This window comes from Chromobacterium sp. FG89, assembly GCF_057808735.1.
Map to the genome: position 1 here is coordinate 39,994 of NZ_JBMDIQ010000029.1, position 24,030 is coordinate 64,023.

Below are 24,030 nucleotides of genomic sequence, written 5' to 3' on the forward strand. Positions count from 1 at the left end.
TAAATTTGCGGAAATCCTGCGAATTTCGCTTTGATAAGGGTCAAGCTTCATCGCAAGCTTGTACTAAACATGCCATGTCCGATCAGAACCATATCTCTTTGCATAACCTGAAGGTCTCCTGCTCCAACTGCAGCCTGAAGGAACTTTGTCTACCTGTGGGGCTTAACCGCGAGGAGCTGACCCAGCTCGACGCGGTGATCCGCCAAAGCCGCCGTTTGAAGCGCGGCGAGTACTTGTTCCGCAGCGGCGAGGGCTTCCGTTCGCTGTTCGCGGTGCGCACCGGCTTCTTCAAGACCAGCGTCGCCAGTCAGGACGGCCGCGAGCAGGTCACCGGCTTCCATATGTCCGGCGAACTGATGGGCCTGGACGGCATTTCCGCCAATGTGCACGGCTGCGACGCCATCGCGCTGGAGGACAGCGAGGTGTGCGAGCTGCCGTTCAGCCGCATGGAGAGCCTGGGCCGCGAAATTCCCACCCTGCAGCACCATTTCTACCGTCTGATGAGCCGCGAGATCGTTCGCGATCAGAATGTAATGTTGTTATTGGGCAACATGAAGGCGGAAGAGCGCTTGGCCGCCTTCCTGCTCAATCTGTCGCAGCGTCTGTCCACCCGCGGCTTCGCCGCCAACGACTTCATCCTGCGCATGAGCCGCGAGGAAATCGGCAGCTTCCTCGGCCTGAAGCTGGAAACCGTCAGCCGCACGCTGTCCAAGTTCCAGCAGCAAGGCTGGATCACCGTCGATCATAAGCACATCCAACTGGTGATGGTGGACGAATTGAAGGCGCTGATTTCCGGCTGCGCTCACGCCAACGGACATTGATTCCGCCGCGCGGGCGGGCAGATGGAAAACGCAAGGCAAGCCCTCGGGCTTGCCTTTTTTCATGGGGCCGGCGCGCAGTCCGCGATTTGCAGCAGCAGCCGCGACAGCGGCGCCTCCTGAGGCCAGCCCGGCGGCACGGCGAAGCCGCGGGCCACTTCATGCCAGTCGCCGTCGGGGCCGGGCTGCAGTTCGGCCAGCAGCTGCGGCGCCTCGGCCTGTTCCAGGCGCGCGCGCAGTTCCGCCGCGTCGGCGGTGTGTTCCGGCGAGCGGCGCGCCGGCGCCAGCCAACTGAGCCTGGGCAGCCAGGCCCAGCGCGAATCCGCATTCAACGCCGGCCAGTCGCCGCGCAGCGGCCAGTATTGCCCGTACAGCGGCTGGGCGCCGGGCGGCGCTTCCGGCGCGGTGTCGCGGGCGTGGAACAGCCAGCCGCTGAGCCGGGCGCCGACCGCGCAGCCCTCAAAGCCCGCCGGCAGCGTCGCTTGCGCCGCCGGGTGGCGGGACAGGCGCAGCTGGGTTTGCAGTTTATGGGCTTTCAGCGCCCAGGCGTCGCGCAGGCTGGGGCCGGTCAAGGTGTCCGCGCTGCGGCCCAGTTGCAGATAGAACTTGCTGGCGGCTTCCAGATGCAGCGGTTGGCCGTCTAGGCGCAGCAGGAAGTCGAACTCGCCGACGGTGCGGCCGTCCGGCGCGCGCACCGGCAGATTGCTGGCCACCAGTTCGATGTGCGGCGCCAGCCGGAACCAGAAGGACAGCAGCCGTTCCGCGTAATGGCCCAGACGGCGGGTGGGCTGGCGCGCCAGCCAGTGCTGAAGTTCGGCAGGATCGGCGTCCAGCGTTTGCAGCAAGGCCGGGCCGTCGGCCCCCAGCAGCCGCTGCGGCGGGATGTCCGCGCCGCTGCGCCAGGGAGAGGGCGCGGAGAGCAGAAAAGCCAGATCGCGCACCGCCGGGTGCGCGTAGGGCAGGGTGAACGGCGGCTTATTCGCCATCCTGTCCGGGCGCGTCGCGGCGGACTTCGCCGTCGGCGGCGCGCTGCACCTGTTTGAGGAAGCCGCGCAGGATGTCGATTTCCTCGCGCAGCAGGCCGGCGCGGTTGAACAGGGTGCGCATCCGGCGCATCATCCGTTCGCTGTTGCGGCGGCGGAAATAGCCTATCTTGTCCATGGTCTGTTCCAGGTGGCCGCAGAAGCCCTCCACCTCGCCCAGCGCCGCCGCGTCGCTGTCGGCGCGCAGATAGTCGACGTCCACGCCGGTGTGGCTGAACAGTTCGTAAGTCATCACCTGCACCGCCATCGCCAGATTCAGCGAGAAGTAGTCCGGGTTGCCGGGGATGGTGACCAGGCGGTTGCATTGTTCGACTTCTTCAATGGACAGGCCGAAGGTCTCGTTGCCGAACACCAGGGCCACTTGTTCGCCGGCGCGGGCGCGCGCCACCAGTTCCGGCGTGGTCTGGCGCGGGGTGGACAGCGGGGTGGTCAGCTCGCGACGGCGGCTGGTCAGCGCGCAGGCGATGGTGACGTCTTGCAAGGCCTCGGCCAGGCTGGACACCACGGTGGCCTGCTCCAGAAGATCCACCGCGCCGGAGGCCAGCGTATTGGCCTCGTCGCTGGGAAACACTTTGGGTTCAACCAGATACAGCCGGCTCAGGCCCATGGTTTTCATCGCCCGGGCGGCGGAGCCGATATTGCCCGGATGGTTGGGGCGGGCCAACACGATGCGAATGTTTTTCAGAAAATCAGGTACTTGGGGTTTATTCATCAGCAGTTTCACATTAAAATAGCCGGCTTATCGAAAAGCCCGCGCGCCGTTTTGCGCGCAAGGCCAGCGTTTGCCGGATTGGGCAGGCGTGCGGCCTTGCCCGATTGCGCCGGGTTTTTCTTGTTCCTTAACCCAGATTGTTACTAGCAGACGTCGCGTCATGTGGCGGACGTCTGTCATGGTTGAAAGTGTAGAGGCCGTCAATGCATCCGATGCTCAATGTCGCGGTGAAAGCCGCTCGCCGCGCCGGCAGTGTCATCCAGCGCGCGTCGCTGAATCTCGACGCGGTGCGCGTAGAGCGCAAGAAACACAATGACTTCGTGACCGAAGTGGACCGCGCCGCGGAAGAGTCCATCATCGCTTCCATTCTGGAAGCTTATCCCAAGCACGCGATTCTAGCAGAAGAGTCCGGCGCGAAAGGCATCGGTTCGTCGGAATACGAGTGGATCATCGATCCGATCGACGGCACTACCAACTTCCTGCACGGCCACCCGCAGTACGCGATCTCCATCGCGCTGGCGCACAAGGGCCAGGTGCAGCAAGCCGTGGTCTTCGACCCCAACCGCAACGATCTGTTCACCGCCTCGCGCGGCGTCGGCGCCTTCCTCAACGATCGCCGCATCCGCGTGTCCAAACGCTTCATGATGAATGAATGCGTGATCGCCACCGGCTTCCCGGTGTCCGACCAAAGCTATATCGACCAATACCTGGGCATGCTCAAGGATGTGCTGGCCAAGACCGCCGGAGTACGCCGCGAAGGCGCGGCCTCGCTGGACCTGTGCAATGTCGCTTGCGGCCGCGTGGAAGGTTTCTGGGAGCTGAACCTCAAGCCTTGGGACATCGCCGCGGGCAGCCTGATCGTGCAGGAAGCGGGCGGCATCGTCACCGATTTGTCCGGCGAACAAGGCTGGCTGGAGTCCGGCGACATCGTCGCCGCCAACCCGAAAGTGCTGGCGCAGCTGCTGCATACGCTGGCGCCGCATATCGGCAAGTAAGCGCTGCCGGTTTGGGCCCCTTGGGGTTTGAGCGGCTAACGCGTCACGGCGTCCTCGGGGGCGCCGTTTTTGTTTGGAGCGTGATATGAAACAGTTTTTGGGTTCGGTCGCCCTGGTGGTGACGGATTACGATGAAGCCATCGCCTGGTATGTGGACAAGCTGGGCTTTGTCTTGCTGGAGGATGAGCGCCAGGGCGAGGACAAGCGCTGGGTGCGCGTGGCGCCGCCGGGAGCGAGCGAGTGCGCGCTGCTGCTGGCCAAGGCGAGCAATGCGCGGCAGCAGGCGGCGGTGGGCGGCCAGACCGGCGGCCGCGTGGGTTTCTTCCTGCATACCGACGATTTCTGGCGCGATTACCGCCGCATGGCGGCGGCGGGCGTGAGCTTCAGCGAGCAGCCGCGCGAGGAGGAATACGGCACCGTGGTGGTGTTCGAGGACTTGTACGGCAATCGCTGGGATTTGCTGCAGTTGAAGTCCGACGTTTAAACGCCGGCTGGGCCCCGTGAATAACAAAGAGCCGCGCATTGCGCGGCTCTTTGTTATTCACGTCGCCAAAAACCGCCGGCTCGTCGTCGGCAGCGGCTTGCGGCTGCGGCGGATAGGCGTCCGCTTCGTTCCAATCCAGATCCCAATCCAGATCCAGTTCGGCCAGCATGGCCTGGCGTCCGGCCTGGCGCTGTCCGGAGCGGCTTTGTCCGTGGGCGCCGCCTTTTTTCATGATGGGCGCGCAAGCGTGCGGATTGCGCGGTTTGATCGTGTGCATGGAGTGCTCCTGTGCTTGGGGCCCGCTGAGCGGGCGGAAGACGGCGGCGCGGACGCCGCCGGGTAAATCAGTTGTGCACCATCAGGCTGGCCACCTTGGTGGTGATGATGTCCACCGCCGGATCATTGGCGCCGTGCGGCAGGATCACGTCGGCGAAGCGCTTGGTGGGCTCGATGAACTGGTTGTGCATCGGGCGCACCGTGGTCAGGTATTGTTCGATCACGCTGTCGGTGGTGCGGCCGCGTTCGGTGATGTCGCGCTTGAGACGACGGATGAAGCGCACGTCGGAATCGGTGTCGACGAAGATCTTCAAGGACATCATGTCGCGCAGCGCGGCGTCGTACAGTGGGAACAGGCCTTCGATGACGATGACCGGCGCCGGCTGCACGGTGATGGTTTCCTCGGCGCGGGTGTGGTTGGCGAAGTCGTAGACCGGCATTTCGATGGCGCGGCCGTTGCGCAGGTCGTCGATGTGTTCGATCAGCAGCGGCCAATCGAAGGCTTGCGGGTGGTCGTAGTTGGTGGCCAGCCGCTGTTCGAAGGTCAGATGACTCTGATCGCGGTAGTAATAGTCTTGAATGATCACTGCCGCCATCTCGGAGCCAATGGTTTCCAGCACTTGATTGGTCACCGTGGTTTTACCGCTGCCGCTGCCGCCTGCAACGCCGATGATGAACGGGGTGGTCATGAAACTATCCTTCTACGCGTAAAAATGATAAAAAAACGCGCCATTCTAATGAGTTATGGCGCGTCCTTCCACTCTAATTGCGACATTATCCGCTATGAAGCGCGCTGACCTTCCGCCTGGGCGGCCTCATACCACTCCCGCATCGCCGGCAAAGCCAGCAGACGATCGACGTAAGCCTGCGATTGCTCCGGCAATTTGACGTTATAAGTGTGGAAGCGGGTGGCGATGGGGGCGAAGAAGGCGTCGGCGATGCTGAAGCCGCCGAAGATGAATTCGCCGTTGGCCTGGTGGCGCGGCAGATGCTCTTCCCACAGCGAGATGATGCGGGCGATGTCGAACTCCACCGCCGGCGTGCTCTGATAATTGATGTGGCGCAGCGTCAGATTCATCGCCAGGTGTTCGCGCAGCGCGGAGAAGCCGGAGTGGATCTCGGCGACGATGGAGCGGGCGACCGCGCGCAGTCCCGCGTCGTCCGGCCACAGCTTGGCGGCAGGAAAGCATTCGGCCAGGTATTCGCAGATGGCCAGCGAATCCCAGATCCGCAGCTTGCGGTCTATCAGCACGGGCACCTTGCCGGCCGGGTTGGCGGCCAGGATGCGGGCCTTGGTGTCGGACAGGTAGAGATCGATCTGCTGCTCTTCAAACGGCTCGTCCAGCATTTTCAGCACCAGCCAGGGGCGCAGGGACCAGGAGGAGTAGTTTTTATTGCCGATGATGAGGGTGAACATCAGGGAGCTCCGTTTCGAAAGAGGAGGCTGCCGGCGGGCTGTCGCAGCCTTTGTCCGATGATACCGCCATCGGCCCGTCTTTTCCTATGCGGAGACGGCGGGTTTTGGGCCCAAGACGGCAAAAAGGCCGCATCCTGCGACGCGGCCTTGCTAAAACGGGGGGCGGGGAGGCTTATTCCACCTCGTCGATCCAGGCTTGCTGGATCGCCTCCAGCACGCGTTCGCCGCCGCGGCTGTGGTCGTCGTCAAAATCCGGCAGCTCGACGACCCAGTTGTGCAGATCAACGAAGCGCACGGTCTTGGGGTCGACTTCCGGATGGGTTTCCGCCAGTTCGATGGCGATGTCCAGCACGTCGGTCCATTTCATCTTCTTGTCTCCTGAGCGGGGAACCGCTCATAAAATCCAGCGCAGCGGCTGTAGCAAGGCGCGCCGCCGCGGACAGTACATGAGGTACGGCAAGGCGGCGCAACGCGGCTACAGGGATTTTAGGGCGTGTTCCTAGTGGTGTTCGCGGGCGTGGTTGATGGTGTACCGGGGAATGTCTATCACCAAATCCTCACCGGCGACAATGGCCTGGCAGGACAGCCGGGACTGGGCTTCCAGTCCCCAGGCCTTGTCCAGCAGGTCTTCTTCCAGCTCGTCGGCTTCGTTCAGGGAGTCGCCGCCTTCGCGGACGATGCAATGGCAGGTTGTGCAGGCACAGGACATTTCGCAGGCGTGCTCGATCTCGATATCGTGATCCAGCAGGACCTGGCAGATGTTCTGGCCGGGTTCGGCGTTGTCGATGACCAGGCCTTCCGGGCAGAGGTCGGCGTGGGGCAATACGATGATTCGCGGCATGGCGGATCCTTACAAATCGGAAATGTTGTGGCCTTTGAGCGCGCGTCGGATATTGCGATCCATGCGGCGCGAGGCGAATTCTTCGGTGGCGCGGTTGAGGCGACCGGAGGCCTCGTTGACCTCGCGCGCGATTTGAGCGGCGGCGATGGCGGCGTCCACGGCGGCCAGCGCCTCTTCCACCGCGGCGCGTTCGTCGGCGTCCAGCAGATCGCCGTCGCTGGCGAGCGCAACGCGACAGGCCTCGCTGAGGCTGGTGGCGTCGACGACGGCTTCGCGCAGCTTGCGCGCCTCGATGTCTTCATGCACATGGGTCATGGACTCGGTCAGCATGCGGCTGATTTCCTCGTCGCTCAGGCCGTAGGAGGGCTTGACCTCGATGCGCGCTTCCACGCCGCTGGTCTGTTCGCGGGCGGACACTTCCAGCAGGCCGTCGGCGTCCACCTGGAAGGTGATGCGGATGCGCGCCGCGCCGGCCACCATCGGCGGGATGCCGCTCAAGGTGAACTTGGCCAGCGAACGGCAATCGGCCACCAGCTCGCGCTCGCCTTGCAGCACGTGGATGGACATCGCGGTCTGGCCGTCCTTGAAAGTGGTGAAGTCCTGAGCGCGGGCCACAGGGATGGTGCTGTTGCGCGGAATGATCTTCTCGGTCAGGCCGCCCATGGTCTCGATGCCCAGCGACAGCGGGATCACGTCCAGCAGCAGCCACTCGTCGTCGCCCTTGTTGCCGGCCAGCACATTGGCCTGGATCGCCGCGCCCAAGGCGACGACCTTGTCCGGGTCCAGATTGGTCAGCGGCTCCTGGCGGAAGAAATCGCCGACGGCTTTTTGCACCTGGGGCATGCGGGTGGCGCCGCCCACCATCACCACGCCATGGACCTCGTCCGCGGCGACGCCGGCATCGCGCAGCGCCTTGCGCACCGGCAGCAGAGTCTTGTCCACCAGGTTCTTGGTGATGCCGCGAAAGGTGTCCTGGTCCAGCGTCAGGTTCAGGGCCTGGCCGTCGGACAGCAGCGCGGTGATCTGAGTCTCCGCGTGCTCGGTCAGCGCTTCCTTGGCCTCGCGGGCGCGGGTCAGCAGCAAGCGGGTATCCTGGGCGCCTAGCCCGGACAGGCCGGCTTGTTCCAGCATCCAGCAGTAGACGCGATGGTCGAAGTCGTCGCCGCCCAGCGCGGAGTCGCCGCTGGTGGCCAGCACTTCGAACACGCCGCGGCTGAGTTTGAGAATGGATACGTCGAAGGTGCCGCCGCCCAGATCGTAGACGACGTATATGCCTTCGCTGCCGTTGTCCAGCCCGTAGGCGATGGCGGCGGCGGTGGGTTCGTTCAGCAGGCGCAGCACGTTCAGGCCGGCCAGACGTGCGGCGTCCTTGGTGGCCTGACGCTGGGCGTCGTCGAAATAGGCCGGCACGGTGATGACCGCGCCGGTCAGATCGCCGCCCAGGCTGGCTTCGGCGCGCTGTTTCAGGGTGCGCAGAATGTCGGCAGAGATTTCCACCGGGCTTTTGATGCCGCCGCGGGTCACCAGTTGCAGCATGCCGGGTGCGTCGACGAAGCGATAGGGCAGGTTGCGGACGTCCGGCAGATCGGCCAGGCCGCGGCCCATGAAGCGCTTCACCGAGACGATGGTGTTGTGCGGGTCCTTGTTCTGCTCTTTCTGGGCGTCGTAGCCCACGCTGACGCCGCCTTCTTCGGCGTAGCGCACCACCGAGGGCAGCAGGCTGCGGCCGTGCTCGTCCTTGAGTACGGCGGCGGATCCGCTGCGCACCGAGGCCACCAGGGAATTGGTGGTGCCCAGATCGATGCCGATCGCCAAGCGGTGTTGGTGAGGGGCGGCGGAGAGGCCGGGTTCGGCGATTTGCAGTAAGGCCATATTCAGTTCAAATCAGTTCGAGGTAAGCCGCCTGCTGCGGCGGAGGCGGATGGAGAGGACGGGCCGGAGCGCGATCCCCACGACGGGGAAGGGCCGGCGGCCGAGGGCTCAGTCAAGCAGCGCCTCGATGGCATCGCCGATTTCCTGGTCCAGTTTTTCCAAAAACCGCAATTTTCTCACTAGAAGCGCGGCGGCGTCCAAGTCAGCGCGCTGGTCCAGCGCCAGCGCCAGCTCGGCCTGATGCGAGCGGCTCTCGTCCCGCAACTGGCGCGACAAGGCTTCCAGGCGTTCGAGTTCGCCGCCGGCGCGGGCGTCTTCGATGTTTTCGCGCCATTCCATCTGCGCCATCAGGAAGGCGGCCGGCATCTGAGTGTTGGTGTCTTCCTGGGTGTCCACGCCTGCGAGCGTCAGCAGGTAGCGGGCGCGGTTCAGCGGCGACTTCAGCGTTTGGTAGGCTTCGTTGACCCGGGTGGCCTGCATCAGCGCGCTGCGTTTTTCGGCGTCGGAGCTGCTGGCGTAGCGGTCGGGATGGACCTGGGCCGCGGCGGTGCGCCAGGCGTGCTCCAGCGCTTGGCCGTCGATGGCGAAACGGCGCGGCAGATTGAACAGGGAGAAGAAGTCTTGGCTGAAATCGGTGCTCATAGGGACGGGGCCGGAAAACCTAGCGTACAGTTGGACGACGGGCGGGCGGCGCCGAAGCGCGCCCGCCTGCCGGGGTCAGACGTTGAAGCTTTCGCCGCAGCCGCACTCGTTTTTGACGTTGGGGTTGTTGAACTGAAACCCCTCGTTCAAGCCTTCCTTGGCGTAATCCAGCTCGGTGCCGTCGAGATAGGCCAGGCTCTTGGCATCGGTGAACACGGTGACGCCATGGCTTTCAAAGGTCACGTCTTCGTCGCTGGCCGCGTCGACGAACTCCAGCTTGTAGGCCATGCCGGAGCAGCCGGAGGTCTTGACGCCCAGACGGATGCCCAAGCCCTTGCCGCGTTTGGCGATGAAGGCGCTGACGTGAGCGGCGGCGCGTTCGGAAAGGGTGATAGCCATGATGTGTCCCTGCTGATTATTTGCCGTGCTTTTGCTTGTAGTCGTTGACCGCGGCCTTGATCGCGTCTTCGGCCAGGATGGAGCAGTGAATCTTCACCGGCGGCAAGGCCAGTTCTTCGGCGATGGCGGTGTTCTTGATATCCAGCGCCTCGTCCAGCGATTTGCCCTTGACCCATTCGGTCACCAGCGAGGAGGAGGCGATGGCGGAGCCGCAGCCGTAAGTCTTGAACTTGGCATCCTGAATCACGCCGTCCTCGCCCACCTTGATTTGCAGCTTCATCACGTCGCCACAGGCCGGCGCGCCCACCATGCCGGTGCCCACGCTGTCGTCGCCTTTTTCGAAAGAGCCCACGTTGCGCGGGTTTTCGTAGTGATCCATTACCTTGTCGCTGTATGCCATGATTGTCTCCTTCAGCGCCGCTCCGGCCTGGCCGGCTCGGCGCTGGATATTGCTGTCGCCCTTAGTGGGCGGCCCATTGAACCGAATTCAGATCCACGCCGTCTTTGAACATTTCCCACAAGGGGGACAGTTCGCGCAGCTTGCCGATCTTTTGGTTTAGCAGATTCACCGCGAAGTCGATTTCCTCCTCGGTGGTGAAGCGGCCCAGCGTGAAGCGGATCGAGCTGTGGGCCATTTCGTCGTTGCGGCCCAGCGCGCGCAGCACGTAGGACGGCTCCAGCGAAGCCGAGGTACAAGCTGAACCGCTGGATACGGCCAGCTCCTTGATCGCCATGATCAGGCTTTCGCCTTCGACGAAGTTGAAGCTGACATTGAGGTTGTGCGGCACGCGTTGGTCGATGTCGCCGTTGATGTAGACCTCTTCCATGTTCTTGATGCCGTTCCACAGGCGGTCGCGCAGCATGCGGATGCGTTCGCGCTCGCTGTCCATCTCTTCGCGGGCGATGCGGAAGGCTTCGCCCATGCCCACGATCTGGTGGGTGGCCAGGGTGCCGGAGCGGAAGCCGCGCTCATGGCCGCCGCCGTGCATCTGCGCTTCCAGGCGCACGCGCGGCTTGCGGCGCACGTACAGGGCGCCGATGCCTTTGGGGCCGTACACTTTGTGGGCGGACAGGCTGAGCAGGTCCACTTTCTGCTTTTCCATGTCGATGATTACCTTGCCCGGCGCCTGGGTGGCGTCGACATGGAAGATCACGCCCTTGGCGCGGCAGATTTCGCCCAGCTGTTCGATGTCCTGCACCACGCCGATTTCATTGTTGACGAACATTACCGAGGCGACGATGGTGTCCGGGCGGATGGCGGCCTTGAATTCTTCAATGTCCAGCAGGCCGTTGTCCTGCACGCCCAGATAGGTCACTTCAAAGCCCTGGCGCTCCAGCTCGCGCATGGTGTCCAGCACCGCCTTGTGTTCGGTCTTGACGGTGATTAGGTGCTTGCCCTTGCTCTTGTAGAAGTGGGCGGCACCCTTGATCGCCAGGTTGTCGGACTCGGTGGCGCCGGAGGTCCAGACGATTTCCTTGGAGTCGGCGTTGATCAGCTTGGCCACTTCAGCGCGCGCGTTCTCCACCGCTTCCTCCGCGTCCCAGCCGAAGCTGTGGCTGCGGGAGGCCGGGTTGCCGAACTTTTCGTAAAGATAGGGAATCATCTTGTCGGCAACGCGCGGGTCTACCGGCGTGGTGGCCGAGTAGTCGAGGTAGATCGGATGCTTGAGCTGGCTCATTTATATTCTCTCCACAGAAGATGGGTCCGCGCCTCACAGGGCGCCGGAGGCGGCAGAAGCGTGAACCACGCTGCATTCGCGCTTATCCTGCAATACAGTGTTTTCCTTGGTCTTTTGCTGCTCAACCAGGCTGGCGAGGCTGACCTTGGACAGGTAGTCGAAAATGGTGACGTTCAGATTGGTCCACAAATCATGGGTCATGCAGCGCTGATTGCCGCGACAGTTCTCGCGGCCGCCGCACTGGGTGGCGTCCACCGGCTCGTCCACGGCGGTGATGATGTCGGCCACGGAGATGTCGATCGGGGTCTTGGCCAGGGTGTAGCCGCCGCCGGGGCCGCGCACGCTGTCCACCAGTTCGGCGCGCCGCAGCTTGCCGAAGAGTTGTTCCAAGTAGGAGAGCGAGATGCCTTGACGCTCGCTGATGCCGGCCAGCGTGACCGGGCCGCCGCTCTCGCGCAATGCCAGATCCAGCATCGCGGTGACGGCAAAACGCCCTTTAGTGGTTAAACGCATGTCTCTGGTCTCCAAGAGTGGGTATTTGGAGGAGGATGAATTCCTGATGCAGACGATTATACCTAATATCCGACTGTTTTAGTCAACTATTATCGGCGGAGGCAAGAGGATGCGGCTGCGCAAAGCCGATCATTTTACTCGGTTTTTAGTTCGAGGGGTAGTTTTGCCTACGGGATCCGCGGCAGGCCGCAGGCCGGAATCGGGCGTCGGCAGGGCGGCGCGAGCCGGCCGCGCAGAGGCGGGAAGGGCCGCGAGCCGCGCCGCGGCGGCGTTTGCGGTTTTATTACTTTCAGATGAAGGGCTTGGTGTAGAATCCGGCGACGGATAAGGGTCGTCCGCGGACGGGCCGAAACGGGGCGGGCATTTCCGCTCGGGCGGCGCAGCGAGGACTGTCGTCGCCGCAACAAAAATCTACACTTACCCGGGTCACGGGGGGCTAAAAGGACAATTCATGCACAAGGTCGTCATTAGCGGAACCGGCTTGTTCACGCCGCCGCACGCGGTCAGCAACCAGGAACTGGTCGCGGCTTTCAATGCCTTTGTACACGCTCACAATCAGCAGCACGCGGACCGGATCGCCGCCGGAGAAATGGAAGCGCTGGCCGAGTCCAGTTCCGAATTCATTGAGAAAGCCTCCGGCATCAAGCAGCGTTTCCTGATGGACAAGAGCGGGGTGCTGGATCCGGCCAGAATGGCGCCGCGTTTGCCGGAGCGCGGCAACGACGAGTTGTCGGTGCAGGCGGAGATGGCGGTGGCCGCGGCGCGCCAGGCGCTGGAACGCGCTGGCCGCCGCGCCGCGGACATCGACATGGTCATCGTCGCCTGCTCCAATATGCAGCGTCCGTACCCGGCGGTGTCCATCGAAGTGCAGCAGGCGCTCGGCATCCAGGGCTACGCCTTCGATATGAACGTGGCCTGCTCGTCCGCCACCTTCGGCATTCAGACCGCGGTCAACGCCGTCGCTTGCGGCCAGGCGCGCGCGGTGCTGATGGTGAATCCGGAAATCTGTTCCGCCCATTTGAACTTCCGCGACCGCGACAGCCACTTCATCTTTGGCGACGCTTGCACCGCGGTGGTGCTGGAGCGCGCCGAGGCGGCGAGCTCGGCGCAGCGTTACGAGGTGCTGGGCAGCAAGCTGGCCACGGTGTTCTCCAATAATATCCGCAACAACTTCGGCTTCCTCAATCGTTGCGACGAGGCGGGGATAGGCCAGCCGGACAAGCTTTTCGTGCAGCAAGGCCGCAAGGTGTTCAAGGAAGTCTGCCCGATGGTGGGCGATCATATCGCCGCGCATCTGGAAGGCCTGGGCATCGCGCCGGCCGAGGTGGCGCGCTTCTGGCTACACCAGGCCAATCTGGCGATGAACCAGCTGATCTCCCGGCGCGTGCTGGGCCGCGAGGCCGGCGATCAAGAGGCGCCGGTGATTCTGGACCGTTACGCCAACACCAGTTCCGCCGGCTCCGTGATTGCATTCCATCTGCATTCGGATGACCTGCGGAGCGGAGATGTCGGCGTCATTTCATCTTTTGGCGCGGGCTATTCGGTGGGCAGCGTTGTGCTGAGGAAAATCTGATAAGCCGGAAAAAATAGTCCTAGCGCGAAGGGCCCTTGGCAGAAAAAAGCAGAGGACGCTTGTCAAAAGCGTCCTCTCTGCATAATGTATCCCCCCATGGCGGGCTAGGATCCCGCTGACAAGAAAGACCGATGAGTCTGTACAAGGGAAAGGAAATAAAGATGCAAACTGTCAAGAAAGCGCTGTTGGCAGCCGGCCTGATCGCCGGGACCGCGATGGCCGCCCAGGCCGCCGGCACCCTGGTGTACTGCTCCGAAGGCAGCCCGGCGGGTTTCGACCCTGGTCAATACACTACCGGCACCGATTTCGACGCTTCCGCCGAAACCGTGTTCAACCGCCTGGTGCAGTTCCAACGCGGCGGCACCAAGGTGGTGCCGGCGCTGGCAGAGAAATGGGATGTGGCCGCCGACGGCCTGAGCTACACCTTCCATCTGCGCAAGGGCGTGAAGTTCCAGACCACCGACTACTTCAAGCCGACCCGTGAATTCAACGCCGACGATGTGGTGTTCACCTTCAGCCGCATGGTCGACAAAAACCATCCGTTCCGCAAAGCCTATCCGACCGAATTCCCGTATTTCACCGATATGGGCCTGGACACCAATATCGTCAAGGTCGAGAAAATTGACGCCAACACCGTCAAGTTCACTCTGAAGAGCCTGGACGCGGCCTTCCTGCAGAACCTGGCGATGAGCTTCGCCTCGGTGCAGTCCGCCGAGTACGCGGACAAGCTGCTCAAGGCCGGCAAGCCGCAACTGATCAATCAGCAGCCGGTGGGCACCGGCCCGTTCATCTTCAAGCGTTACCAGAAAGACGCGCAGATCCGTTTCGCCGCCAACAAGGAATACTGGAACAAGGCCGACGGCCCGAAAGTGGACAATCTGGTGTTCGCCATCACCACCGACGCTTCCGTGCGTTACCAGAAGCTGAAAGCCGGCGAGTGCCAGATCACCGTCAACCCGCGTCCGACTGATCTGGCCGCGATGAAGGCCGATTCCAAGCTGTCGGTGACCGCGCAGCCGGGCTTCAACCTGGGCTACCTGGCTTACAACGTCAAGCACAAGCCGCTGGAAAAGCTGGAAGTGCGTCAGGCGCTGGACATGGCGATCAATAAGAAAGCCATCATCGACGCGGTGTACCAGGGCGCCGGCCAGCCGGCCACCAATCCGATGCCGCCGACCCAGTGGTCCTACAACAAGAGCCTGAAAGACGCGCCTTACGATGTGGCCAAGGCCAAGGCGCTGCTGGCCAAGGCCGGCTACCCCAACGGCTTTGAACTGAGCTTGTGGGCGATGCCGGTGCAGCGTCCGTACAACCCCAACGCCAAACTGATGGCGGAAATGGTGCAGTCGGACTGGGCCAAGATCGGCGTCAAGGCCAAGATCACTTCCTACGAATGGGGCGAGTACATCAAGCGCGCCAAGGCCGGCGAGCATGACACCATGTTGATCGGCTGGACCGGCGACAACGGCGATCCGGACAACTGGCTGGGCGTGCTGTTCGGCTGCGACGCGATGAACGGCAACAACTTCTCCAAGTGGTGCTACAAGCCGTTTGAAGACCTGATCCAGAAGGGCAAGCGCACCGCCAACGTGGCCGAGCGCACCAAGCTGTACATGAAGGCTCAGGAAATCGTCAAACAGCAAGTGCCGATGACCACCATCGCCCACTCCACCGTCAATCAGCCGATGCTGAAATCGGTGCAGGGCTTCAAGGTCAGCCCCTTCGGCCTGAACTCCTTCTATGGCGTCAGCGTCAAGTAAGCCTGAAATAATAAAAACACGGCGACATCGGGGGCCTGGCCCCCGATGTTTTGGCTAAGTTCGGCGAATGGCGCTCCTGATGCCGGCCTGTCCGCGTTGCGGCCGGGACCGACGCTGAAGCGGAGCGCTATTGGCCACTACAAGCCTTGGGTTTCCAGTCGCACGCAGAGGCGGCGGGCCCGATGGCGGCGGAACGTCTACTGGGTGGTTTTCAGAGGGTAGTCAGTCACAGCGTGGAGAGGCTGTGCGTCCGGCTTGACCTGGGTCAAGCTCGTCTGCGGCGAGGGGTGCTATCTTGCACTTGCCGTGGCGGTGGCGCAGCTGATGTGGGTGGGTGGTTCAGTTGCATGCCATCGCTTCGGCGCTCTTCTTGCTGTTTTCCTTGCTTCTTCTCCGTCCGATTCCGGTAACGTCTCCCCAAAACGCAATAGAGCCGTCGTTCGCCGTTTGCCATGCAAGGCGTCGTCGCTCTGGGTCTCATTTGAGTATTGCGCCCAGTCGCCCAGCGGGGCCGGCGCAAGGGAGAAGTCCTCATGTTTTCCTTTATTCTGCGAAGGTTGGGTTTATTGGTGCCAACCTTCTTCGGCATCACGCTGCTGACCTTCGGCCTGATCCGCATGATTCCGGGCGATCCGGTGGAGGTGATGGTGGGCGAGCGCGCGCTCGATCCGCAAATGCACGCCGAAGCCTTGCATCGCCTGGGTCTGGACAAGCCGCTGTACGCTCAGTATTTCGACTACGTGGTCAATCTGCTGCATGGCGACCTGGGCGAGTCCCTGGTGACCAAGACCGGGGTGTGGACCGAGTTCAAAACCCTGTTCCCCGCCACGCTGGAATTGGCGATCTCCGCCTTGATCTTCGCCACCGTGCTGGGTCTGCTGGCCGGCGTCATCGCCGCCATCAAGCGCGGCTCGCTGTTCGACCACGGCGTGATGGGCATCTCGCTGACCGGTTTCTCCATGCCCATCTTCTGGTGGGGCCTGATCCTGATCATGTTCTTCTCGGTCAAGCTGGGCTGGACCCCGGTGTCCGGCCGCGTCGACCTGACCTTCGACATCGCGCCGCATACCGGCTTCATGCTGATCGACTCCTGGATGGCGGAGGTCGCGGATCCGGAAGTGAACGCCGGCGCCTTCAAGAACGCTTTGATGCACCTGATCCTGCCCGCCATCGTGCTGGGCACCATTCCGCTGGCGGTGATCGCGCGGATGACGCGCTCGTCGATGCTGGAAGTGCTGCGCGAAGACTATGTGCGCACCGCGCGCGCCAAGGGCCTGTCGCCGGCGCGAGTGATCTTCATCCACACCCTGCGCAACGCGCTGATCCCGGTGTTGACCGTGATCGGCCTGCAGGTGGGCACGCTGATGGGCGGCGCGGTGCTGACCGAAACCATCTTCTCCTGGCCGGGCATAGGCAAATGGCTGATCGACGCCATCAGCCGCCGCGATTATCCGGTGGTGCAGAACGGCATCCTGATGGTGGCGACGCTGGTGATCGTCACCAACTTCATCGTCGACATCCTGTACGGCATCGCCAATCCGCGCATCCGTCACGCCAAGTAACAGCCAGTAGGTGGACTTATGACTCAGACTACGCAAGTCAACGCCGGGCCGGACCTGGCGCTGGCCTATCCCTCGCCGCTGAAGGAGTTCTGGCAGGGCTTTTCCCACAACAAGGGCGCGGTGGCCGGCCTGATCTTCATGCTGATCGTCACCTCCTGTGCGCTGTTGGCGCCGCTGGTGGCGCCCTACAGCCCCATCGAGCAGTACCGCGATCATTTGCTGACCCCGCCGGCCTGGGTGGACGGCGGTTCGGCGCAGTTCCTGTTCGGCACCGACGAATTGGGGCGCGACATCCTGTCGCGGCTGATTCACGGCGCGCGGCTGTCGCTGTTCATCGGCCTGTGCTCGGTGCTGATGGCCTTGCTGCCGGGCGTGGTGCTCGGCCTGTTGGCCGCCTTCTTTCCCAAGGCCCTCGGCGGCGCGATCATGCGGCTGATGGACATCATGATGGCCTTGCCCTCGCTGTTGCTGGCGGTGGCCATCATGGCCATTCTCGGACCGGGGCTGATGAACGCGATGATCGCCATCGCCACCGTGTCCTTGCCCGCCTATGTGCGCCTGACCCGCGCGTCGGCGATGACCGAGCTGAACCGCGACTACGTCACCGCCTCGCGCGTGGCCGGCGCGGGTCTGCCGCGGCTGATGTTCGTCACCGTGCTGCCCAACTGCATGGCGCCCTTGATCGTGCACGCGACCATGAGCTTTTCCTCGGCCATTCTGGAAATCGCCGCGCTGGGCTTCCTCGGCCTGGGCGTGCAGCCGCCCACCCCGGAGTGGGGCACCATGCTGGCCTCGGCCCGCGATTACATTGAAAGCGCCTGGTGGGTGGTGACGCTGCCCGGCCTGACCATTTTGCTGTCGGTGCTCGCCATCAACTTGATGGGCGACGGCCTGCGCGACGCGCTGGACCCGAAACTGAAGCGCGCCGCTTGAGGGGATGGACATGAGTTTGTTGCAAATCAAGAACCTCTCGGTGGAGTTTGGTTCGGAAAAAAATCCCTTCCGCGCGGTGGAAGGGCTGGACTTAGAGGTCAATCAGGGCGAGATCGTCGGCATCGTCGGCGAATCCGGCTCCGGCAAGTCGGTGACCATGATGGCGATGATGGGGCTGTTGGAAGGCCAGGGTCGCATCGTGGCGGACGAACTGAGCTTCGACGGCAAGAACCTGCTGACCATTTCCGCGCGCGAGCGCCGCAAGATCGTCGGCAAGGACATCGCGATGATCTTCCAGGACCCGATGACCTCGCTGAACCCCAGCTACACCGTCGGTTACCAGATCATGGAAGTGCTGAAGCTGCATCAGGGTCTGCGCGGAGCGGCGCTGAAGCGGCGCGCGCTGGAACTGATGGAACTGGTGGAGATTCCGGCGCCGGCCTCGCGGCTCAACGCCTATCCGCACCAGCTGTCCGGCGGCATGAGCCAGCGCGTGGTGATCGCGATGGCCATCGCCTGTAATCCCAAGCTTTTGATCGCCGACGAGCCGACCACGGCGCTGGACGTGACCATTCAGGCGCAGATCATGGAGTTGCTGGTCAGCCTGCAGAAAAGCCAGAACATGGCGCTGATCATGATCACTCACGATCTGGCGGTGGTGGCCGAGGTGGCCCACCGGCTGGCGGTGATGTACGCCGGCCAGGTGGCGGAGATGGGCGCGGTGCCCGGGGTGTTCAACCACCCGACCCACCCGTACACCGAGGCGCTGCTGTCGTCGATTCCGGAGCACAGCAAAGGCGCGCATCGGCTGAACACCTTGCCCGGCATCGTGCCGGGGCAGTACGACCGTCCCAGCGGCTGCCTGTTGTCGCCGCGTTGCCCCTATGTCAAGGACAACTGCCGGACCCAGCGTCCGGGGCTGACCCCGGTGGAAGGCGGCGCCGTGCGCTGCCACTACCCGTTGCTGGACAAGGAGGCGAAATGAGCACCGTATTGCAAGCGCGGGATCTGACCCGCTATTACGACGTGTCCCAGGGCTTCCTCAAGCCCTCGGCGCAGGTCAAGGCGCTCAACGGCGTCTCCTTCGAACTGCAGGCCGGCAAGACGCTGGCGGTGGTGGGCGAATCCGGCTGCGGCAAGAGCACGCTGGCCCGGCAACTGACGCTGATCGAAGCGCCGACCTCCGGTTCTTTGCTGCTGGACGGCAAGGACGCGGCCCAGGCCGGCAAGGCCGACTTGAAAGCCATGCGCACCAAGGTGCAGATGGTGTTCCAAAATCCGTACGCGTCCTTGAATCCGCGTCAGAAAATCGGCAGCCAGCTGGCCGAGCCGCTGCTGATCAACACCTCGCTGAACGCCAAGGAGCGCGAAGACAAGGTGCGCGGCATGATGCAGCGGGTCGGTCTGCGGCCGGAGCACTTCTTCCGCTATCCGCATATGTTCTCCGGCGGCCAGCGTCAGCGCATCGCCATCGCGCGCGCGATGATGCTGAACCCCAAGATCGTGGTGGCGGACGAGCCCACCTCGGCGCTGGACGTGTCCATCCAGGCCCAGGTGCTCAATCTGTTCATGGATTTGCAGGACGAGTTCAAGACCGCCTATGTGTTCATCTCCCACAATCTGTCGGTGGTTGAGCATGTGGCCGACGACCTGATGGTGATGTACCTGGGGCGGGCGGTGGAGGTGGGGGAAAAGAACCGCGTTTACGAACGGCCGCTGCACCCCTACACCCAGGCCTTGTTGTCGGCGACGCCGTCCATCCATCCTGAGCAGCGCCGCATCAAGATCAAGATCGAGGGCGAACTGCCCAGCCCTTTGAAGCCGCCGTCGGGCTGCGCCTTCCACAAGCGCTGCCCGCACGCGAACCAGCGTTGCGCGGAAGAAGTGCCGGAATTGCGCGAGCTGGATCAGCGCATGATCGCCTGCCATCGCGCCGAAGACATCAACGTCTGAGCGCGTATTGTCCTATCGTCAGCGGGGCCGCCATGCGCGGCCCGCTTTTTTTTGGCCGCGCTTTGTCGATAATGAGGAAAATGGACAGATTCTGCTGCGGATAGTCCAGCTGGAAGCGAAACATTTTGCGCAATGCACAAAAATTGCTTTACCCGCCCCCAACGACCACGATACATTCGCCATGGCACACACAGTCAAAGGAAAACGAGAATTGAAGCGAGCCGTGTACGCGGGCAGCTTCGACCCGGTGACCAACGGTCACCTATGGATGATTCGCGAAGCGGTGGAACTGTTTGACGAATTGATCGTAGCGGTCGGAGTGAACCCGGAAAAACACTGTACCTTCAGTGTCGAGGAACGAGTGGCTTTGCTGCGCGCTGTCACCGGCGGCTTCAGCAAGTTGCGGGTGGATGTGTTCGAGAACCAGTTCCTGGTCAATTACGCGCAAAGCATAGGCGCCAACTACATCATCCGCGGCATCCGCACCGCCAGCGACTATGAGTACGAGCGCACCATGCGCTACATCAACTCCGATTTGCACCCGGACATCACCACCATCTTCCTGCTGCCGCCGCGCGAATACGCCGAGGTGTCGTCGACGATGGTCAAAGGCCTGGTGGGGCCGCGCGGCTGGGAAAGCGTGATTCGCCAATATCTGCCGGAGCCGGTCTACCGCAAGCTGATCGAGATGTATTCGTCCGAATAGCCGCGGCTGTAATAGAATTGGATATCCGTTCACGCGCCGCCTGCAGTCAGCGGCGCGTTTGTTTTGTGTTTTGCCCATCGCCCATATCGAGGACTCATGCTGGACGTCAGCCCATTCGCCAATCGCCTGGCCAAGAATTTCAAGCACCACGCCAAATGGGCGCGCCGCCAGGGGCTGGACGCCTGGCGCGTTTACGACAAGGACGTGCCGCAGTTCCCGTTCGCGGTGGACCTGTACGGCGAGCGCGTCCATCTGCAGGAGTACGACACTGGTTGGGAGATGGAGGACGAGGCCTATCGCGACTGGATCAACGCGGTGGTGGACAGCCTGTGCGCGGTCACCGGCCTTGCGCCCGGCGCGGTGACGCTGAAGAACCGCCGCCGTCAAAAGGGCGTCAGCCAGTACGAGAAAGTGGGACAGTCGGGCGACGACTTCATCATCGATGAGTTCGGCCAGCGTTTCATCGTCAACCTGGACGCCTACCTGGACACCGGTCTGTTCCTGGATCATCGCAACACCCGCAAGCGGGTGAGGGAAGAGGCCGCCGGCAAGCGTTTCCTCAATCTGTTCGCCTATACCGGCAGCTTCACCGTCTATGCCGGCTGCGGTGGGGCGATCAGTTCCGAAACCGTGGACATGTCCAATACCTATCAGGATTGGTCGCGCCGCAATTTCGAGCTCAACGGCTTGGATCTGGCCCGGCATCAGCTGGTGAGGGCCGACGTGTTCCAGTATCTGGAAGAAGCGGTGGACGGCGGCAAGCAGTTCGACCTGATCGTGATGGACCCGCCCACCTTCTCCAACTCCAAGAAAATGCGCGACATCCTGGACGTGCAGCGCGATCACGTCTGGCTGATCGACTACGCGATGGCGCTGCTGGCGCCGGGCGGCACCTTGTACTTCTCCAATAATCTGCGCAGCTTCAAGCTGGACGAGAGACTGGCCGAGGATTACGTCATCCGCGACATCAGCGCGCAATCGGTGCCGGAAGACTTCCGCAACCGAGCCATCCATCAGTGCTGGCAGATACGCCGCGACTAGCGGTTTGAGTCTTCTATATAAGGTTCCGGTTAATTAGAGACCGAACTTTATCGCCGGGTTTCCTATCGTATTGCATGGCGCGACAACATTCCGACAGCTGCTAGTCTGAATCAAGCGCGCCTTCGCTCATCACAATAAGGAGACTCGATGATTCAACTCGATTTCTACGGCACCCTGGTGGCCGCGTCGCTGGTTTTGCTGCTCGGGCGCAAACTGGTGGCGCATGTCGGCGCGCTGCGCACCTACAACATCCCCGAGCCGGTGGTCGGCGGCTTGCTGATCGCCGCCTTGCTGCTGCTGTTCCGCCAAGTCACCGGCAGCGAAGTCCGCTTCGACGCTTCGCTGCAAACCCCGCTGATGCTGGCCTTCTTCGCTTCCATCGGCCTCAACGCCAATTTGAAAAGCCTGAAACAGGGCGGCAAGACCGTCGGCGTCTTCCTGGCCGTGGTGGTCGGCCTGCTGCTGGTGCAGAACACCTTGGGCATCGCCTTGGCCAGCCTGCTGGGCCTGGACCCATTGATGGGCTTGCTGGCCGGCTCCATCACTTTGTCAGGCGGTCACGGCACCGGCGCCGCCTGGGGCGGCACCTTCGCCTCCAAATACGGATTGGCCTCTGCGTCGGAACTGGCGCTGGCCTGCGCCACCTTCGGCCTGGTGCTGGGCGGCCTGATCGGCGGCCCGGTGGCGCGCTTCCTGGTCAAGAAAGTCAAAACCCCGGGCGCCGAGCACAATGCCGACGATCCGCCGCTGGCCTTCGAACAACCGGACGCCCAGCGTCTGATCACGCCGCACTCCTTCATAGAGACCCTGGCGCTGATCGCCGTCTGCTTGCTGGGCGGCACCTTTCTCGGCGGCCTGCTCAAAGGCACGCCGCTGGAGCTGCCCACCTTTGTCTGCGTATTGTTCGTCGGCGTGCTGATCAGCAACGGCTTGGCGGCTTTGGGTTGGTATCAGATCTTCGAGCGCGAAGTGTCGGTGCTCGGCAATGTCAGCCTGTCGCTGTTTCTGGCCCTGGCGCTGATGTCGCTGCGCTTGTGGGATTTGGCGGCGTTGGCGCTGCCCATCTTCGTGCTGTTGCTGGCGCAAACCGCGGCGATGGCGATGTACGCGATCTTCGTCACCTTCCGGGTGATGGGCCGCAATTACGACGCGGCGGTGCTGGCCGCCGGCCATTGCGGCTTCGGCCTGGGCGCCACCCCCACCGCCATCGCCAATATGCAGGCGGTGACCGAGCGCTTCGGTCCTTCGCATCTGGCCTTTCTGGTGGTGCCGATGGTGGGCGCCTTCTTCATCGACATCGTCAACGCCATCGTGATCAAGCTCTACCTGGCGCTGCCCTTCATTGGTTAAGCCTTGCGGCAGCGGAGGCTATCGCCCGGATTGATAAATTCAACCAGGCGATAGCCTTGCAATGACGTGGCCGCGTACCTATCTTTGCTGCAACAGCCCGCCGCTGGCGGGCGCTTCAGACAGCGAAAGACATCCCCATGGCTTACATCAATCTCAACGCCGACAACTTCAACACCCATATGAAAGAGGAAGGCCTGGTCATCCTCGACTTCTGGGCGCCGTGGTGCGGTCCGTGCAAAATGTTCGGCCCCACTTTCGAAGCCGCGTCGGAAAAACACGCCGACATCGTGTTCGGCAAGATCAATACCGAAGACGAACGCGACCTGGCCGCTCACTTCAATATCCGCTCCATTCCGACGCTGATCGCCATCAAGGACGGCATCATGGTGTTCAACCAGGCCGGCGCGATGATGGCGGCGCAATTCGAACAACTGATCCAGGGGCTGCGCGAACTGGACATGGACAAGGTGCGGGCCGACATCGCCAGCCAGCAGGAATGACAGCTGGCGCCGACGCGCGGCGCTCAGGACAATAGATAAGGCAATGCTTCGGGCATTGCCTTATTATTTTGTCTGCCATCTATCTATATAGGTATGGCGCAGCGAGGAGACGCGAATGAAACGATGGGGCGCAATGCTGATTTTTTGCAGTCAGGCGGTGATGGCGGCTTGCCCGGCTTTATTGAACTACACGGTGCCGGGTCTGATGGGCGGTCAGATCAATCTATGTCAGTACGCGGATCGGCCGCTGCTGGTGGTCAATACCGCGAGCCACTGCGGCTTCACGCCGCAGTTCAAGCAACTGCAATCGCTGTATCAGACCTATGGGCAGCGGGGTCTGATGGTGGTCGGCTTTCCCAGCAACGATTTCTTTCAGGAACTGGAGAGCGATAAGGAGATCGGCGCCTTCTGCGAAGCCAATTACGGCGTGACCTTCCCGATGGCTGGAAAAGGGCATGTGCGCGGCGCCGATGCGCAGCCGTTCTTCAAAGCCTTGATCAAGGCCACCGACGACGCTCCAGTATGGAACTTCCACAAATACCTGATCCTGCCCGGCGCCAGCAAGGTGGTCAGCATAGGCACGCGCACCAAGCCGGACGATCCGGACGTCGTCAACGCCTTCCTGCCTTATCTGAAGCCGGCGGAGAGCGTGAAAAACTAGAAGATTTGCGCGCATTCCCGCAACGGGCCGGCGAAGCGCCGGCCCGTTTTTCATGGTTCGGCGGGGCAGTTGAGGCGTGTCGGCAAATACCCCTTTTAGATATTTCTTGCCACATCAATGGTTTGTCCGGTGAGGCCCGCTTTTGTTGAGGTTTTTCTCGCAAAAGGTGTTGACGGGTTTAGGGGCCTGACGTATAGTTCGCCTCCTCAGCAGACAACGCAGCGACGGAAACGAAACGCAGCGACCTGCACCGATCTTTAACAGAACGAATAACCGATAGGTGTAAGTGCTCGGTCGATG

General features: G+C 62.5%; 27 protein-coding genes. 15 read left to right on the forward strand and 12 right to left on the reverse strand.

From position 1 onward, the window contains the following. The first annotated feature begins 74 nt into the window (after window positions 1–74). A complete protein-coding gene (gene fnr, locus ACODRW_RS21470; RefSeq protein ID WP_043590811.1) occupies window positions 75–821 on the forward strand; it encodes a fumarate/nitrate reduction transcriptional regulator Fnr in 747 nt (248 codons plus the stop codon). Window positions 822–880: 59 nt separating this feature from the next. Here the strand turns inward: fnr and ACODRW_RS21475 are convergent, their stop codons facing one another. Together ACODRW_RS21475 and ACODRW_RS21480 are read right to left on the reverse strand one after the other, a co-directional pair. Further along, window positions 881–1,804 (reverse strand): DUF1853 family protein, encoded by a 924-nt coding sequence (locus tag ACODRW_RS21475; RefSeq protein WP_488906655.1) that lies wholly within the window; start codon window positions 1,802–1,804, stop codon window positions 881–883. Continuing rightward, window positions 1,794–2,573, reverse strand: coding sequence for an RNA methyltransferase (locus ACODRW_RS21480; RefSeq protein ID WP_107800354.1), 780 nt, complete (start codon window positions 2,571–2,573; stop codon window positions 1,794–1,796). Before ACODRW_RS21480 ends, ACODRW_RS21475 begins: the two co-directional genes overlap by 11 nt. 203 nt (window positions 2,574–2,776) lie before the next feature. On the opposite strand from ACODRW_RS21480, the gene ACODRW_RS21485 reads away from it, so the two are divergent. The 3 genes from ACODRW_RS21485 to ACODRW_RS21495 all read left to right on the forward strand — a co-directional run bounded on the left by ACODRW_RS21485 (window position 2,777) and on the right by ACODRW_RS21495 (window position 4,395). After that, on the forward strand, window positions 2,777–3,568 hold the full coding sequence (locus tag ACODRW_RS21485) for an inositol monophosphatase family protein (RefSeq protein WP_048411783.1): 792 nt from the start codon (window positions 2,777–2,779) through the stop codon (window positions 3,566–3,568). Between the two features lie 85 nt (window positions 3,569–3,653). Next, window positions 3,654–4,052, forward strand: a complete 399-nt coding sequence (locus ACODRW_RS21490; RefSeq protein WP_107800353.1) for a VOC family protein — start codon at window positions 3,654–3,656, stop codon at window positions 4,050–4,052. Window positions 4,053–4,068: 16 nt separating this feature from the next. Next, a complete protein-coding gene (locus tag ACODRW_RS21495; protein WP_235087051.1) occupies window positions 4,069–4,395 on the forward strand; it encodes a hypothetical protein in 327 nt (108 codons plus the stop codon). Window position 4,396: 1 nt separating this feature from the next. Here ACODRW_RS21495 and udk read toward each other — a convergent pair whose 3' ends face one another. From udk to iscR, 10 genes are all read right to left on the reverse strand, one after another. Next, the gene (gene udk, locus ACODRW_RS21500; protein ID WP_048413454.1) at window positions 4,397–5,017 is read right to left on the reverse strand and encodes a uridine kinase; all 621 of its coding nucleotides are present in this window, start codon (window positions 5,015–5,017) and stop codon (window positions 4,397–4,399) included. 92 nt (window positions 5,018–5,109) lie between these two features. After that, window positions 5,110–5,745: a glutathione S-transferase family protein gene (locus tag ACODRW_RS21505; RefSeq protein ID WP_107800352.1), complete on the reverse strand. Its 636-nt coding sequence runs from the start codon at window positions 5,743–5,745 to the stop codon at window positions 5,110–5,112. Between the two features lie 172 nt (window positions 5,746–5,917). Next, window positions 5,918–6,112, reverse strand: a complete 195-nt coding sequence (gene iscX, locus ACODRW_RS21510) for a Fe-S cluster assembly protein IscX (protein ID WP_107800351.1) — start codon at window positions 6,110–6,112, stop codon at window positions 5,918–5,920. A 132-nt stretch (window positions 6,113–6,244) separates the two neighbouring features. Beyond that, on the reverse strand, window positions 6,245–6,586 hold the full coding sequence (gene fdx / locus ACODRW_RS21515) for an ISC system 2Fe-2S type ferredoxin (RefSeq protein WP_488906656.1): 342 nt from the start codon (window positions 6,584–6,586) through the stop codon (window positions 6,245–6,247). Window positions 6,587–6,595: 9 nt separating this feature from the next. Then, window positions 6,596–8,458 carry a Fe-S protein assembly chaperone HscA gene (gene hscA, locus ACODRW_RS21520; RefSeq protein WP_227104694.1) on the reverse strand — a complete coding sequence of 621 codons (1,863 nt, stop codon included), beginning with the start codon at window positions 8,456–8,458 and terminating at the stop codon, window positions 6,596–6,598. 108 nt (window positions 8,459–8,566) lie between these two features. After that, window positions 8,567–9,100: a Fe-S protein assembly co-chaperone HscB gene (gene hscB, locus ACODRW_RS21525; RefSeq protein ID WP_253314521.1), complete on the reverse strand. Its 534-nt coding sequence runs from the start codon at window positions 9,098–9,100 to the stop codon at window positions 8,567–8,569. A gap of 75 nt (window positions 9,101–9,175) precedes the next feature. Then, on the reverse strand, window positions 9,176–9,499 hold the full coding sequence (gene iscA / locus ACODRW_RS21530; protein ID WP_107800347.1) for an iron-sulfur cluster assembly protein IscA: 324 nt from the start codon (window positions 9,497–9,499) through the stop codon (window positions 9,176–9,178). A gap of 16 nt (window positions 9,500–9,515) precedes the next feature. Next, a complete protein-coding gene (iscU, locus tag ACODRW_RS21535; protein ID WP_048411946.1) occupies window positions 9,516–9,899 on the reverse strand; it encodes a Fe-S cluster assembly scaffold IscU in 384 nt (127 codons plus the stop codon). Between the two features lie 61 nt (window positions 9,900–9,960). Then, a complete protein-coding gene (locus tag ACODRW_RS21540) occupies window positions 9,961–11,178 on the reverse strand; it encodes an IscS subfamily cysteine desulfurase (protein ID WP_107800346.1) in 1,218 nt (405 codons plus the stop codon). A gap of 33 nt (window positions 11,179–11,211) precedes the next feature. Further along, window positions 11,212–11,691, reverse strand: a complete 480-nt coding sequence (gene iscR / locus ACODRW_RS21545; protein ID WP_107800345.1) for a Fe-S cluster assembly transcriptional regulator IscR — start codon at window positions 11,689–11,691, stop codon at window positions 11,212–11,214. Window positions 11,692–12,142: 451 nt separating this feature from the next. Between iscR and ACODRW_RS21550 the strand changes: the two genes are divergently transcribed. The 11 genes from ACODRW_RS21550 (at window position 12,143) to ACODRW_RS21600 (ending at window position 23,730) form a co-directional block, all read left to right on the forward strand. Further along, entirely contained in the window at window positions 12,143–13,264 is a 1,122-nt protein-coding gene (locus ACODRW_RS21550) for a beta-ketoacyl-ACP synthase III (protein WP_488906657.1), read from the forward strand. Window positions 13,265–13,425: 161 nt separating this feature from the next. Next, the gene (locus ACODRW_RS21555) at window positions 13,426–15,024 is read left to right on the forward strand and encodes an ABC transporter substrate-binding protein (RefSeq protein WP_107800343.1); all 1,599 of its coding nucleotides are present in this window, start codon (window positions 13,426–13,428) and stop codon (window positions 15,022–15,024) included. Between the two features lie 533 nt (window positions 15,025–15,557). After that, window positions 15,558–16,586, forward strand: coding sequence for an ABC transporter permease subunit (locus tag ACODRW_RS21560; protein ID WP_107800342.1), 1,029 nt, complete (start codon window positions 15,558–15,560; stop codon window positions 16,584–16,586). Between the two features lie 18 nt (window positions 16,587–16,604). Next, entirely contained in the window at window positions 16,605–17,519 is a 915-nt protein-coding gene (locus ACODRW_RS21565) for an ABC transporter permease subunit (protein WP_107800341.1), read from the forward strand. 10 nt (window positions 17,520–17,529) lie between these two features. Then, window positions 17,530–18,504, forward strand: coding sequence for an ABC transporter ATP-binding protein (locus tag ACODRW_RS21570; protein ID WP_253314517.1), 975 nt, complete (start codon window positions 17,530–17,532; stop codon window positions 18,502–18,504). Then, window positions 18,501–19,472 (forward strand): peptide ABC transporter ATP-binding protein, encoded by a 972-nt coding sequence (locus ACODRW_RS21575; protein WP_486635743.1) that lies wholly within the window; start codon window positions 18,501–18,503, stop codon window positions 19,470–19,472. Before ACODRW_RS21570 ends, ACODRW_RS21575 begins: the two co-directional genes overlap by 4 nt. A 181-nt stretch (window positions 19,473–19,653) precedes the next feature. Next, on the forward strand, window positions 19,654–20,178 hold the full coding sequence (gene coaD, locus ACODRW_RS21580; RefSeq protein WP_107800339.1) for a pantetheine-phosphate adenylyltransferase: 525 nt from the start codon (window positions 19,654–19,656) through the stop codon (window positions 20,176–20,178). Window positions 20,179–20,274: 96 nt separating this feature from the next. After that, the gene (locus tag ACODRW_RS21585) at window positions 20,275–21,219 is read left to right on the forward strand and encodes a class I SAM-dependent methyltransferase (protein ID WP_107800338.1); all 945 of its coding nucleotides are present in this window, start codon (window positions 20,275–20,277) and stop codon (window positions 21,217–21,219) included. Window positions 21,220–21,366: 147 nt separating this feature from the next. Next, the gene (gltS, locus tag ACODRW_RS21590) at window positions 21,367–22,569 is read left to right on the forward strand and encodes a sodium/glutamate symporter (RefSeq protein ID WP_107800337.1); all 1,203 of its coding nucleotides are present in this window, start codon (window positions 21,367–21,369) and stop codon (window positions 22,567–22,569) included. 137 nt (window positions 22,570–22,706) lie between these two features. Then, window positions 22,707–23,069, forward strand: coding sequence for a thioredoxin (trxA, locus tag ACODRW_RS21595; protein WP_107800336.1), 363 nt, complete (start codon window positions 22,707–22,709; stop codon window positions 23,067–23,069). 115 nt (window positions 23,070–23,184) lie between these two features. After that, window positions 23,185–23,730, forward strand: a complete 546-nt coding sequence (locus ACODRW_RS21600) for a glutathione peroxidase (RefSeq protein ID WP_488906658.1) — start codon at window positions 23,185–23,187, stop codon at window positions 23,728–23,730. Window positions 23,731–24,030 lie beyond the last annotated feature (300 nt).